Below are 14,003 nucleotides of genomic sequence, written 5' to 3'. Positions count from 1 at the left end.
ATAGAATCCCACTTATATCATAGAGTTAACTCGAAGTCTATGTCATTAAAAATAGGAGATACATGATGAAGACATATTCTATCAGCGAAGTTGCAAAAGAATTGAATCTTACAGCATACGCTTTGCGTTACTACGACAAGGAGGGACTTATGCCTTTTGTAGAACGGACGTCTAGCGGAACAAGATTATTTAAAGAATCCGATATCGACGCTTTAAAAATAATTGAATGTCTAAAATCCACCGGGATGCCGATCAAAGAAATTAAAAATTTCATTGATTGGTGTTCTGGTGGGGATTCCACACTACAACAAAGATATGACATGTTTATGGAACGAAAAGCTACTGTAGAAGCACAAATGGAAGAACTTAAAAAAACAATGGAAGTTATTGAACATAAATGCTCGTATTACAAAACTGCATTGGAAGCCGGAACGGAAAATATTCATAAAAACAATAAAATAGGGAGTCTCATTACTAACTAATAGAAAAGCATCTGTAATTCATCCATTTCTATATGAATTACAGGTGATTTCGTTTGTAATATTCGATTTACTACAACCTACTGATTTAAAACAGCGCGATCGGCTTTAGAAAACTAGGAACCAACTATAATGTAACTTGAACAGACAGGAGTAGTACCGAGGATCAAGTATTCCGAAAGTCAACGGGCAATTTGCCCATTATATAGCAGCAACCGATCAGCAGAATACAGGCAAATAGTTTAAATCATCTTTTGCAATAATACCCATACGTACCCCATCCGAGAGAGAAAGCTCAAATTATCTTGAGAACAGGCTAATATGGAAAGGACATAATTTATCCATACTTTCTTCTAATATTTAACTGTTGATAGATTTATTGAAAAGCTATAATGCTAATGATGATTTGAGTGTACTTGGAGAAAAGAGGGTGAGGGTATGAAGTTGAAAAAATGGCCGTTGGTATTCATGGTAGGTATTCTCATGCTGTTATCCTTAGGCTGGAACAGTGGAGTATCTTATGCGAAATATTATTACGAATACACTTGGGATCAGTACAAGGGGACTGAAATCAAGACGTATAGGTTGACACCAGTAGCTGGAAGAGCTGGATTAATGGATCAAGAAAAGGCCTTGGCTACTATTGGCAAAACCCCGAATGTGTATGGAAAGTTCAGTGGCTATAGAACAGAAAAAACAACTGAAATAGCAACCAAGAGTGTAACGGATGAGGTTTATAAATATGCAGTTGTTGATTTTATTAGCGACAAGGAGCCAGAAATTGTAGAATACGTTAATCCAAAAGGCGGAGTTCCTCATAGATGGAACGGAACCGATGAGATTCGAATTTTTATGAGAGGGTCTGAGGCAGCTTCTTTGGCAGAGCTGTTTTATGAGGGAACTCCAAGTGAAGGACGCTATCATTTTAATGCTGACGATGTCTACTTAGTTACATTCTGGTCCAGCACAGTAAAACCAATCACTGAAATGTCTGCTGAAGCACTAATTGAGGAAGGCCCTTCTACGCTTATAAATCGAGAGTTGGTAGGCCAAATAAAAGACAAAGATCCTGCTGCTTATCCGCAAAACGGAACTTTAAACGGCTACTTTTATGTTTATAAGGGTTCTGAGTTTAAAGAGAATTAAAAGAGCAGACAGGAATTAATAAGTATATATGTACACGAGAACGAGATAACATTTTGTATTCTCCAAGCGAATGCGGATACAGATGTTATCTCTTTTTTTATTTGTATACGGGATCAACATAGTAACTCAAAAAGGTGATAAATATTTAATTACCAATGAAAACCATTGTTTAGTGATAGGGAATTACGGCTTAAAAAACATGGTGAATAAACAGGACATTAGATTGCCAAAACCACTTTTTTTGCTGGCTTTATTCAATCCTAGGGAGATTATTCCGATAATTCAAGTATATACAGTTTGGTGTTAACAGTAATGAAAAACCGTTTGAAAACAAGAGAGATTAATTTTCAAAGTTGATATGAAGGTACAGGTGAAAGTGGCCCAGTGCTATCTCGTAAAGGAGGTGTAATAATCTCGAATAATGAATTATGAGAAAAAGTTAAAACAAATTAGGCTTTACATGGCTGGTTTACTGGCTGTCTGGTTGTTCTGTATACATAGTGCGCCTGTTTTTGCGGACAGAGCCTTTAATGATATCGAACATTCCTATGCAGCTGATGCGATTGAGACCATGGCTGCTCAAGGTTATGTTACGGGTTATCAGGATGGGAGCTTTCGACCTTTACATTTTATCTCACGACAGGAATGGGCAAGCATTTTCGCTAAAACCTTAAAGCGAACATCGAATAACAGAGGCGTAACTTCTTTTCGTGATGTGTCACCATGGGCTCTACCTTATGTACAGGCCTTACAGGAAGAGAGAATTACGAAAGGAATTAGTGATCAATTATTCGGTGCCAAGCACAATATGACTCGTCAGGATATGGCCGTTTGGTATGCACGGTATTTTGGTGTTACTGAAGATACCCGATATGCTGGTATATCCAGTTTTGTGGATCAATCTGATATATCAGATTATGCACAAACGAGCGTATGGCTGATGGAACGGCTGGAACTGATCGAGGGAGATACGAATCACTATTTCCATCCTAAAGAGTCTGTGAGACGGCAGGACGCCACGCTGGTTGCTTATCGGATATGGTTAGGCGGTGGAGGTCTGAGAGAACGTGCCAAGCGTTTGCTGGAGTCATTAGGAAGTGGAACTGTAGCGATACCTCACACGGCCAGCCAACAAGAATCGAAGAAGATCACGGTAGATTTGACACCGGAAACTAGTCAACAACCTGTGAATTCGGAAATTGAGGAGCCTAAAAAGCATCGCCCAAGCCCCGATTCACCGGAGTCGCCGGTGACACCACCGGAGCCGAAGCCGGAACCGCCAGTTACACCACCGGGACCTAACCCCAAACCACCAGTAATTCCGGCAGATCCACCAGTGCTTCCACCGGATCATTCTTCGGATTTTCTGGTAGATGAGGTCGTAATCAAGGCGCAGGAGCTGGTAAATCAGCCGGAAAGGTACCCTTCGTATCAGCTATCCTTTCAGCTCTACAATAAAGGGCGACCCGTAAGCATTCCTGCTGCCAGCGTCACAAGTGTTACGTACACATTTAGTGATGGGTTAGGTATTTTTGATGAACAAGGGAAAATCGCACATTCCGAAAATATTCCGGCTACGGATAGCTTCATTCCTGTAGAAATGAAGGTCACTATTGCCAAACCTTATCAGGTCCTTACAGCTCAGACCAAGCTGATCGTGAAAGGGAAGACTCCGCCGGCAGAGCCACCGAACGTAATTAGGTCCGTATACTTGGCTACGTATAACATTTCAGAGGCTGCTACTTTAGATCCTGCTGCTTGGAATATGTCCTACGTATTTCATAATGCTAATGGAGAGGTTATAGCTCCTGGATTGCTGCCGACAGACTTGATACTTCGGGTAGAGGATTCCAGAGGAATATTTGACGAGGATGGAAAGATTGCCAACCTTCATTTGATTCCGACAGTGAACTCGGTCATTCCATTAAAGATCACGGTTGAGTCACCATCCCAAGGGATTCTCTTCACATCCGATGCGGAATTAACAGTAGTACCGGGAGAACGCAAAAAGCAATACTTTGCTGTCTCCGTCATGCTGCAGGGAAGCGCGACTACGGTAGACCAAATCAAGAAATCTCGTCAATTGCTAATGGATCACTTTGGTCCCAATATCAAAGTGACGTGGGCGATGGAAAACGGATTTGTTTTTGTAGAAGCGAATCGGCCGCAGCTTAAACAGGTTATGGCATATGTCGATCAGTATGGAGATGAAGTCGGAATTCTGATGGGGTATCCGAACCAGTACGAGCTTCCTATATGGGAAGCAAAGATGGATGAGTGGCTGTACATGTATCGTTACAATGCATTCAATGAGCTACACCAATCTGGTTCGATGGGATTACCATCCGTGTTTGAAAGCATGGATACAGACCAATATCGGAAGTATCTCCCGAAATCATTGACCAGCTTTACGGTGAATCCTGAACAGACTCAATGGTTAAAAGATCACTATCGAATTACATCCGCGATGGGATGGTCGGCTACACAATATAATGTCAACGGCATGTATGGTGAGGGCTCACCCTTGATGCCTTACTGGTCCCATAAGGACAATCCGATTGTTCCCGCACAAGGAATTGCTGATAATAGCGGTACCGTATTCATGAACTCGGTTACGATTGATCCGATTGGATCACGCTATACCAAAGATTCCTCACGCTGGACTCTTCATCCGGGTGACCCGTATGTGACGGAGACAGATGCGGCACCACAACTGTATATAGTACAGCAATATTTGGATAACCCTTATCAACGTATAAATACAGTCAACTACTTGTCCATTATTTTGGACATCAACGCACTTGCCAACACCCATAACATGGCTCCAATATGGGAGAATTTTGTGAATCACTTCCCTGTTGATCGCAAGGTTGAGATCGTAGGCGTGGACGGGCTGAAACAGATTTATGAATCAGTAGCAGGATCCAATAATGATCATACGGAGTTTACGCTCATGTTTAGAGGCTCAGGTATTAAGACGGCTATGGATTCCAATAATTCACCAGCGAATCTGCGCTATTTGTGGACCGAAAATGCCTCACAGCGGATTATTTTATCCAAAGAGGATGGAGATGCGGCATGGTCCATTATTGACTTTACCGATTATACCCGAAAACCGGTTCCGAAGATGGCCTACAACTTGGATGGTCACACGGACGTAAGCTATGTCACCGGAAGGAACTTCAAGCTATGTCCAGCGGCTCCTTTAACAGCAGATGAAATTCAACGCGTAAAGGATCGTTTGAAGGATATTTACTTTGCAGAAGAAGTGAATTATCAGTAGGTAATTGGAAAAAGTAAGAACTGAGGTTTTATGAAAAGGGGGTGTCCCAACAGCCATCGAAATGGCTGTTGGGCACCCCTTTGTTTTAGAGAAAAGGTTTTACACCCACTCAATAACCTGATCTACAGAGCGTCGAGTTTTGCCACGCGGCTCGTTGAGACGGTAGCCAAATGCCACCATACAAGAAATACCGAAATGCTTGGCATCCATAATGCCTTCTTCAGAGAGGATGCGTTCGATTTCCTGTTTATTAAAACCTTCGATAGGGCAGGAATCAATGCCGATTTGAGCTGCGGCAGTCATCATATTGCCCAGTGCGATGTAGGTTTGCCGGCAGCCCCATTCGAACAAGGCTCTTTTATTTTCCTCCAGCGCAAAATCTGATTTAAGGAAGGCATCATATACTTTCTCTTTGCCTTGCATCACTTCAGCAGGTAATTGCTGCACGTTCTCCATCATACTCTTGATATAATCGGAGGAGGCTACCATATCTTCAGGAAGTCTAGAGAGGATGAGTACAAAATGGCTGGCTGTTGGCAGCTGTTTTTGTGCCCCCCAAGAGTAAGGAAGCAGCTTCTCGCGCATAGCTTTACTTTGGACGACAACAAATTTCCAGGGTTCAAAGCCAAACGAGCTTGGAGATAAACGACCGGTTTCAAGAATAAAATCAAAATCGGAATCGCTAATTTTCTTATGACTATCAAATTCCTTCGTTGCATGTCTGAACTCGTATGCAGATAAGATTTGATCTTTAGTAGTAGCTAAGGTTTCCATCGTTATTCCACTCCTTATGGATGTTGATTAAAATTGACGCTTACCAAGTGACATGCTTAATATTAGAATATACATGACCGTTTTTGAAGTACGCACATTAATGTGCTGTAGTATATAAAATGATACCAAGGAGGAGAAAAGCCTATGCGCAATCGGAAAGGCGGCTTTGGGGAATGTACCGCTGGAAATGATCAGGCGTGTCCAGTTGAGTTCACGCTGGACGTGATTGGGGGCAAATGGAAAGGGATTATTTTATATCATCTCATGTATGGGACTAAGCGATTTAGTGATTTTCGGCGGATCTGTCCGGGAATTACTCAGCGTATGCTGACACTCCAATTGCGTGAGCTGGAAGAGGACGGAGTCGTTCACCGTGAAGTCTACCAACAGGTTCCTCCTAAGGTCGAATACTCTCTCACCGAATTCGGAAAAACGCTCATCCCGATTATTAACTTGATGAAGGATTGGGGAGAAGAATATAAAACAAAACAGCGATCACCAGAAAGCAGTCTTCAGCAACCTAGCCCCAATGTGTAGGTTTTTGAAGACGGCTCCACGAAAAAGACCTGACCATCATTTTGGCAGGTCTTTTGATTTATTAAGGAGGGATGTACAAAGTTCGTTTTTCAGTTGACAGCAAGGACGACGCTTGATATATTTCTTACGATATTGATAATCATTATCATGCGTATCGGGAAGATCATCTTCACAATATATAGGGGGTTAATCAGTTGAAAAGAAAATCGTATTTTATGATGACAGCTATGTTACTTGTATTGTCTGTACTCATCAGCGCTTGCGGCGGAAATAATAATGGAAGTAATCCGGCTTCATCTTCAGGAGATAAGCAAGAGTCGGCTACTACTGGAGAGACTAGAAGCTTTAAAACGGTTAAGGGGGATATTCAAATTCCTGCTAAGCCCCAGCGTATTGTAACGGATTTTTACGGCGGAGAACTGCTGTCTGTAGGTGCTAACGTGGTGGGTGTAGAGCCGACTGCGTTTCAAAATCCTTTTCTGACCGATTTGCTGAAGGAAAAAAGAACCAAAGAGGTGGGTGATCCGACCAATTTGGAAAAGACGCTGGAACTCAAACCTGATTTGATCGTGGTTATGAAGGATACGAATTATGAGGCTTTGTCTAAAATCGCACCTACCCTGTACATTCCGTACGGCACGACGACTAATATCTATGACACGGTCAAGCTGTTCGGCGATATCACCGGGGAAAAGGAGAAGGCTGAGCAATTTATTGCTGCATTTGATAAAAAGGCCGCTGAAGGTCGCGCACGTCTTAAAGGTGTGATTGACGAAAAGGCAACTTTCGGTTTGTATGAGCTGACGGACAAGCACGCACTTTGGATCTTTGGCGACAATGCGGGTCGCGGCGGCCAAGCTGTATACAATGCGCTTAAACTGAACATGCCAAAGAAAACAGTGAACTCCAAGGAACAAACGGTGCAGCTTTCGATGGAGGTATTGCCACAGTATGACGCAGATTATATGTTCCTGACTACGTATGACCCCGAGAAAAAGGGTGACGCGCTCAAGCAACTAAAGTCGTCCGCTGTGTGGGGGAATCTTCCTGCGGTGAAGAACAATAGAGTGTTCTTTAACGATTTTGATACGTATTATCGCTATGATCCAATCGCTATTACCGGGCAAATTGATATGATCGTAGATATGCTGGTCGAAAGAGAAAAAGAGAATAAAGCTAAACAATAGATGTGAGATCTACGTTGTAATGAATTGCCCAAAACAGATAGGAATTCGCATATTATCGCAGTGTATAGCATAAAAAACCAGTCCAACATGAATCATGTTTGGACTGGTTTTTAATTTACTATTTTGTCGTAATTTCAATAGTATCTTCTTTTTGTATCCAATCTACCTTGGCCCCCAGCGTTTCGCTGAGTAGCCTTAGTGGAAGATAACCAATACCATTCACCATGAAGGGCGGATTGGTGAATTTTACGGCTTTATCGTTCACTTTTGTTTGGCTGGTTTTGAAATTTACTTCTAGAGAGACAGGATGGTCTTCTGTCTTAGACTGATTCATTTTCGCTATTTTGCTGTTGAAATCATAAGCGATCTCGGCCCCCAGTTTGTCAAAAACAGAACGAAGGGGAATAAACGCCTGCCCGTTGCGGGTAATGACACCATTACTCAGAGAGACAGGCGAACCATTGAGACGGACAAGAATCGGTTTTTGTACAGGAACTGGTGAACTATACAGAAACTCATAGTCCCCTATACCGAGCTGCGCGTGTTTGTTGACACCCCAGCCCCATAGGGTGCCATCTGTTTTTTGCATGATTACGTGCCGTGGTCCTGCTTTGATGCTTTGAATATTTTTAGCAAGTAATGTAAAGGGTGTATTAGATGGTAACTTTTCACCATCTAGAGACGCAACATATACATTCCCAGCTGTGGTGAGGGCAAGTATGGAGCGTTCGGCGAAAAACGCGTCTTTAACATCCTTTACTCCTGTTAATAGTACAGGGGTATTTTCGTTGTGATAGGTTGTATTATCTGAGTAACCTGTAACTGTAGCACCCCAGAACCATAGCCGACCTTGCTGATCAATTGCGAGATTGGAATACCTATTGGCCTTGATTGTCTTGATATCCGATAAAGCTTGAATTTGCGATACGGATAGAGTTTCGGACGGAGTTGCATTTTTATCAAATTCTTTGGGCCACGTCCACACGGTGCCATCTTTTTTTAAGGCTATGTTTTTAGCGATTGACGTAATATCCTTTAATGATGAAATAGGTTCGAAGCCCTGCAAGGCTTTTGTATTTTTCCATACACTGCCGTCTTTCTTTAGAAATATCCAGCGTTCCTCATAATCCGGTCTTTCCTCATAGTAACTATCAATATTGGCAACCTCGTCGATGCCAGATAGGGTTTGAAAAGGACTAGAGATGTTTCCATTGTCGAGCCGTTCAGCGGAAGATATGCTGCCTTCGCTGCTCAGAGCGAGCACATGATCATTCAAATTACTTACAGCTGCGAGGTTCTCTAATCCTTCCAGAGGAACGAATTTCACGGATTCAGCAATATTATTTCTAGGCACATACCAAGCAGAGTGGTCTTGTAAGGTAAATACCAGATCGCCCTCGTTGATGATATTAGAAAATGTTTTTACAACGTCCGGCTCACCCTCTACACGAGTCGGTACGGATTGATTATAACCCCACAGCCACAAGCTTCCATCAGACTGAATTAAACTTCCAGAATCATAGGAGCGAATATGGGATGTGGAGTTATCTCCGGCCGCCCATACACTGGGACTGAGCAGCAATAACGTGATTATACTGAGTAATAGAGCCTGTCTTTTCATACGATTTTCCTCATTTCTTGATCAATGTATCGCCCTATCCATAGACGTAGATTATATAGAAAAGTTTTCCAAAATGTATCAATTTCAATAAAATAACCTCCAAACCCACGATTAGAGATGGATTTGGAGGCTATTTTTTTTAATGAGTAAGCAGAATATATTGGTTCGAACAGGTTAAACACGGTTATGAGCAATCTAATTCGCTATTCGACTGCGCACCATCAACAAGGTTTGTTCTTTGATCTGTCCGATTTCACGGATGAGTGCGGCTGTTTTGGTCTCATAGGAGTATTTGACATCCAAATCTTTCAGCGAAGCAAGGTTAATGTCGACGGTAAGCAGGGCAGATTGAGCGGCGGCTTCGAACAGGATTGCGCCGATGCCAAGATCCGAAATCACATTTTTATTGGACATTTCCACAATGTTGTAGGCTTGCGACAATCCGTCCCGGCATACTTCCAGCAGGCGCATGGGGACCTCAATGGCAGCGATCACCGCTGTCTGTAAGGAATGGATACGATAGCGCTTTTCTTCGTCCGTTTCCTTGGGCAAACGCAGCGCGGTCATGTACTGTTCAAAGGATTGGATGTCTGCGACCATTAGTTCCTCACAATGTGTAGACAATCTTTCCATGCTGCTAATGACGTCCGTGATTTGTTCATGGATATGCGCATATTTTTCTCCTTGTGAAAGGTTGGCGGTCATGGAGGTCATAGCCGCGCCTAGTGCCGCAGCCAGTGCGGATACACTTCCTCCGCCGGGGGTAGGCGCTGCACTTGCAGCCTCTTTTAGAAAATGCCCGATGGAATGATTCCACGACAGTTCACTCATGAATAGACCACCTCTCTGGAGTAGTGTTGCAGATGTATTGCTTTGAGCAGATTTTTGTATAAAATCGCAGTTGTTAAGGTGCCAACACCGCCGGGAACCGGAGAAATGGCATGGACCTTTTCCCCAACGTCTAAAGCGGCATCCCCCACTATTTTTCCCTCTAGCGTCTCATTAATTCCCGCATCTACCAAAATCAGACCGGGATGAACCATATCCTGTGTAATCACATCAGGGCATCCGACTGCGACGAAGGCAATGTCTGCATGGCTCAGATGCTCTGCAATATCACGTGTTCCTGCATGACAGGCGGTAACGGTGGCATTTTCTCTTTGCAACATGTGGAAAAGGGGAAGTCCCACTGTCTGTCCGATGCCCACGAGAGTGACATTTTTGCCTGCCAATGTGTGACCGTAATGCTTGAGCAGCTCGATACAGGCTTGAGGTGTTGCGGGATATAGTCCGGCGTCACCTGTTACGGTAGCCAGCTTGTTATCAGGTGTAATTCCATCAATATCCTTGTAGGGGGCGATGGATTGTTTAATAACGGAGGCGGAAAGATGTTGGGGAAGCGGCAGTTCCAGCATAATGCCATGTACATGGGATGCATCGTTCAGACTGCCGATCAGGTGCAGTAGCTCGGTTTCGCTAACATGACGATCAAAAGTATGGAGATGAAATGAGATGCCCAGCTTCTCCGCTATTTTTTGCTTGGTCCGGGCATAGTAGGCAGATGCCGGATCACCTTCTACCAATAGTGTCGCCAGATGGGGACGGTGTCCTTGCTGCTTCATTTCTTCTACCTGTGAACGGATCGTTGCATATACTTGCTCAGCTGCTTCTTTGGATTTCATGATAATAGCCATAGTCCGAGCCTCCTCTGAATTTATCGAATGATTTATCAACAGGGTGTCATGGTCTTGTAAAACGAAAAAAAGTATTTGCACAAGGTCGTCAAGACAGACGAATCCTCTGCAAATACTTCTCCCAGGCGAACGGTACGCTTTTTTTGTATGCTCCCTCGTGGTTCATTCCACTGACTTCGCCAGTCACATACAGCGTTATTATGTCTTATATTTTAACAAATAATCCTCAGAAAAGAAACCCGCGAACATTTGGAAAACGGGTTATGTTACTTGTCTATATGACAAATGTCATATACCCGAGCTGACGTTTATGACTACAGCGTCTACAGTCTTCACCTTATACTGAGATTAGATCAACATGTACGCCTAACAGGATCAAGGTATAGGCGTCATTTTAAAGGAGGATCATAATGAGTATGACACAACTCCCATTAGCCCAATTGAAAAAAAATATGGCTCCCTACGAGAAAATAAACACGAAATCCAGCGTTCTGCAACTCATCAATACTTTGGGTCCACTGATCCTATTGTGGTATGCTGCTTATCTTAGCCTGTCGGTTTCGTACTGGCTGACGCTTCCCATTGCCATTGTTGCATCGGGGTTTGTGGTACGGACGTTTATTATTTTTCATGATTGTGGTCATCAATCCTTCTTCAAAAGCCGCAAGCTGAACGACATTGTGGGAACGATTACAGGTATTATTACGCTCTGTCCTTATCATCAATGGAAAAATAGTCACGCGATCCACCATGCAACAAGCAGTAATCTGGATAAAAGAGGCACAGGTGACATGTGGGTGCTTACGGTAGAAGAGTACACAGAGGCTTCCACATGGACACGGCTGGCCTATCGCATATATCGAAATCCTTGGGTTATGTTTGGGTTAGGTCCGATCTATACTTTTTTGATTTCCTATCGCTTTAATATCAAGACAGCCAAACGCAAGGAAAAAATGAACACTCATGTGACGAATATATCCATCGTTGCATTGTATGCACTGTTGTGCTGGGCTATTGGATGGCAGGCCTTCCTTCTCGTACAGGCACCTATCTTTTTTGTATCCGGTATGTTGGGCATCTGGTTGTTCTATGTACAACATCAATTTGAGGATTCGTATTTTGAGCACGATGAAGAGTGGAGTTATATTAATGCAGCCGTAGAAGGCAGTTCTTACTACAAGCTTCCTAAAGTATTGCAATGGATTACGGGGAATATCGGATTTCATCACGTTCATCATTTGAGCCCCAAAGTGCCAAATTATAATTTGGAAAAAGCGCATGAAGCGACACCGTTACTTCAAAAGGCGACCACGATCACAGTAAGTAGCAGTCTGCAATCATTGAAGTTCCGCCTTTGGGATGAAAATACGAAAACCTTTTTGACCTTTAAACAAGTGAAGCCGCTCCTCAGCAAACGGGTTGCAGTTACGAAACCCATCCCTACACCTGTTGTAAGCACAGAAAGAAAATAACTTTGTACAAAACTTGGTATGATATGATAAGAGATATAAGTCAAGTGAAGTAGAAGAGGGTGGGCAGGATGCAAAAATGGTATCAGATTTTTCAAAGAAATACTGGACTTAGCCCTTATGTGTGGGTCGTCTTTTATATCCTGCCCTTTTACTACTTTAGCTCTTCATCTACAAGTCATATTATTCTGGGTACTGCTATTATTTTGGTGTTTTTTGCATGTTATGTATTGGCTTTTGTCTCGAAAGGCTGGCTCATATACTTTTGGACCAGTGTACAAATTGCCATATCGATTACCATGACACTGCTGTTTAGCTATATGTATTTTTCCATATTTATCGCCTATCTGATCGGTAATATTAAAAGTAAGGCTGCATTTACGACGCTGTATATTATTTTAATGGTTATTACGATTGGACTGATCAATTACGGTTTTGTTTCTCAGAATCCCGTTTTTATTAAACAGATTCCTTTTATCCTGCTCAATCTGATCGGTGTGATTCTCCTTCCGATTACGAATTTTAATCGCAACAAAAGCGATCGGCTCCAAGTCCAGTTAGAGGATGCCAATAAGAAAATATCGGAATTGATTAAGTTGGAGGAACGGCAAAGAATTGCGCGCGACCTACACGATACCTTAGGTCAGAAGCTGTCACTCATTGGGCTGAAGAGCGATTTGGCGGGCAAACTGATAGATCAGTACCCGGAGCGGGCTCATGTCGAAATTAACGATGTTCGTCTCACGGCGAGAAGTGCGTTAAAAGAGGTGCGGGAAATGGTTACTCAAATGCGCGGTATGCGACTAGAGGATGAACTGCTACGTATTCGGCAGATTTTAAAGGCTGCTCACATTGAATTGACTCTAGAGGGCGACCCGAAGCTGGAGCATACATCATTAATGAATGAGAATGTACTTAGTATGTGTATGAAGGAAGCAGTGACAAATGTGGTTAAGCACAGTGGAGCCACCGCTTGTTCCATCACTATTGAGCCGTCTCGTAAGGAATTAACCCTTCGGATTCAGGATAATGGAGTCGGTATTACGAGAGAAAATGGAACCTTTCGTGGAAACGGCCTGAAAGGTATGAAAGAAAGGCTCGAATTCGTGAACGGATGTATGGAGCTGCGTTCAGATCAGGGAACGACCCTGGTTATTAAAGTGCCCAATATCACTGAAAAGCCGAATGAGGAGGTGGGGCCATGATTCGAATTGTCATTGCGGAGGACCAGCGTATGCTGCTGGGTGCTCTAGCCTCCCTGCTGGACTTGGAAGAGGACATGAAAGTAGTCGGAAAAGCAAGCAACGGGGAAGAAGCTATAGAACTGGTGAAGCTGCACCAGCCAGACATATGCATTATGGACATCGAAATGCCGATCAAGAGCGGATTGGATGCGGCTGAGGAACTCAAAGGCTTGAACTGCAAGGTGCTGATTTTAACTACGTTTGCCCGTCCCGGGTATTTTGAACGAGCGATCAAGGCGGGGACACACGGTTATTTGCTCAAGGACAGTCCTAGTGAAGAGCTGGCTTCCTCCATTCGAAGCATTATGGCAGGTCGGCGTATCTATGCCCCGGAACTGGTCGATGATGCTTATGCCGAAGTCAACCCGCTAACAGAGCGTGAAAAGACCGTTTTAGCGCTCATCGCTGACGGAAAGAACACAAAAGAGATTGCTGGTGAACTGTATTTAACGACAGGGACGGTGCGCAATTATATTTCAGTCATTCTCGATAAGTTGGGTGTCAGTAACCGGATCGAGGCGATTACACGTTTTAATGAAAAAGGTTGGTTTAAATGAGAAACAGGGACG

At 43.3% G+C, this 14,003-nt stretch carries 12 protein-coding genes and 1 riboswitch; of the genes, 8 read left to right on the top strand and 4 right to left on the bottom strand.

Going from position 1 to position 14,003, the window contains the following annotated elements; all coding sequences use genetic code 11:
- Positions 1–65: 65 nt before the first annotated feature.
- The 3 genes from MHB46_RS09820 to MHB46_RS09810 all read left to right on the top strand — a co-directional run bounded on the left by MHB46_RS09820 (position 66) and on the right by MHB46_RS09810 (position 4,908).
- Positions 66–482, top strand: a complete 417-nt coding sequence (locus tag MHB46_RS09820) for a MerR family transcriptional regulator (protein ID WP_023987117.1) — start codon at positions 66–68, stop codon at positions 480–482.
- A 435-nt stretch (positions 483–917) separates the two neighbouring features.
- Positions 918–1,625: a hypothetical protein gene (locus tag MHB46_RS09815; protein ID WP_341162209.1), complete on the top strand. Its 708-nt coding sequence runs from the start codon at positions 918–920 to the stop codon at positions 1,623–1,625.
- 421 nt (positions 1,626–2,046) lie between these two features.
- Positions 2,047–4,908: an S-layer homology domain-containing protein gene (locus MHB46_RS09810; protein WP_341162208.1), complete on the top strand. Its 2,862-nt coding sequence runs from the start codon at positions 2,047–2,049 to the stop codon at positions 4,906–4,908.
- A 99-nt stretch (positions 4,909–5,007) separates the two neighbouring features.
- On the opposite strand, the gene MHB46_RS09805 is transcribed toward MHB46_RS09810, so the two are convergent.
- Positions 5,008–5,682: an NAD(P)H-dependent oxidoreductase gene (locus MHB46_RS09805; RefSeq protein WP_039272438.1), complete on the bottom strand. Its 675-nt coding sequence runs from the start codon at positions 5,680–5,682 to the stop codon at positions 5,008–5,010.
- A 144-nt stretch (positions 5,683–5,826) separates the two neighbouring features.
- Between MHB46_RS09805 and MHB46_RS09800 the strand changes: the two genes are divergently transcribed.
- Both MHB46_RS09800 and MHB46_RS09795 read left to right on the top strand, forming a co-directional pair.
- Positions 5,827–6,219: a winged helix-turn-helix transcriptional regulator gene (locus MHB46_RS09800; RefSeq protein ID WP_068938572.1), complete on the top strand. Its 393-nt coding sequence runs from the start codon at positions 5,827–5,829 to the stop codon at positions 6,217–6,219.
- Between the two features lie 194 nt (positions 6,220–6,413).
- Positions 6,414–7,406 (top strand): ABC transporter substrate-binding protein, encoded by a 993-nt coding sequence (locus MHB46_RS09795; protein ID WP_081326333.1) that lies wholly within the window; start codon positions 6,414–6,416, stop codon positions 7,404–7,406.
- Positions 7,407–7,524: 118 nt separating this feature from the next.
- Here the strand turns inward: MHB46_RS09795 and MHB46_RS09790 are convergent, their stop codons facing one another.
- The 3 genes from MHB46_RS09790 to MHB46_RS09780 form a co-directional block, all read right to left on the bottom strand.
- On the bottom strand, positions 7,525–9,027 hold the full coding sequence (locus MHB46_RS09790) for a stalk domain-containing protein (RefSeq protein WP_341162207.1): 1,503 nt from the start codon (positions 9,025–9,027) through the stop codon (positions 7,525–7,527).
- 195 nt (positions 9,028–9,222) lie between these two features.
- Complete coding sequence (locus MHB46_RS09785; RefSeq protein ID WP_341162206.1) at positions 9,223–9,858, bottom strand: cyclodeaminase/cyclohydrolase family protein; 636 nt, start codon at positions 9,856–9,858, stop codon at positions 9,223–9,225.
- The gene (locus MHB46_RS09780) at positions 9,855–10,721 is read right to left on the bottom strand and encodes a bifunctional 5,10-methylenetetrahydrofolate dehydrogenase/5,10-methenyltetrahydrofolate cyclohydrolase (protein WP_029517626.1); all 867 of its coding nucleotides are present in this window, start codon (positions 10,719–10,721) and stop codon (positions 9,855–9,857) included. Before MHB46_RS09780 ends, MHB46_RS09785 begins: the two co-directional genes overlap by 4 nt.
- Positions 10,722–10,833: 112 nt before the next feature.
- Positions 10,834–10,918, bottom strand: a riboswitch (ZMP/ZTP riboswitch).
- 213 nt (positions 10,919–11,131) lie between these two features.
- On the opposite strand from MHB46_RS09780, the gene MHB46_RS09775 reads away from it, so the two are divergent.
- The 3 genes from MHB46_RS09775 to MHB46_RS09765 all read left to right on the top strand — a co-directional run bounded on the left by MHB46_RS09775 (position 11,132) and on the right by MHB46_RS09765 (position 13,991).
- Positions 11,132–12,193: a fatty acid desaturase gene (locus MHB46_RS09775; protein ID WP_013308916.1), complete on the top strand. Its 1,062-nt coding sequence runs from the start codon at positions 11,132–11,134 to the stop codon at positions 12,191–12,193.
- A 68-nt stretch (positions 12,194–12,261) separates the two neighbouring features.
- A complete protein-coding gene (locus tag MHB46_RS09770) occupies positions 12,262–13,395 on the top strand; it encodes a sensor histidine kinase (protein ID WP_341162205.1) in 1,134 nt (377 codons plus the stop codon).
- Complete coding sequence (locus MHB46_RS09765) at positions 13,392–13,991, top strand: response regulator transcription factor (protein ID WP_017426246.1); 600 nt, start codon at positions 13,392–13,394, stop codon at positions 13,989–13,991. Before MHB46_RS09770 ends, MHB46_RS09765 begins: the two co-directional genes overlap by 4 nt.
- Positions 13,992–14,003 lie beyond the last annotated feature (12 nt).

This window comes from Paenibacillus sp. FSL H7-0703 (assembly GCF_038003485.1).
GTDB classification, from domain to species: domain Bacteria; phylum Bacillota; class Bacilli; order Paenibacillales; family Paenibacillaceae; genus Paenibacillus; species Paenibacillus polymyxa_B.
This window is presented reverse-complemented; position numbering and strand designations above follow the sequence as displayed.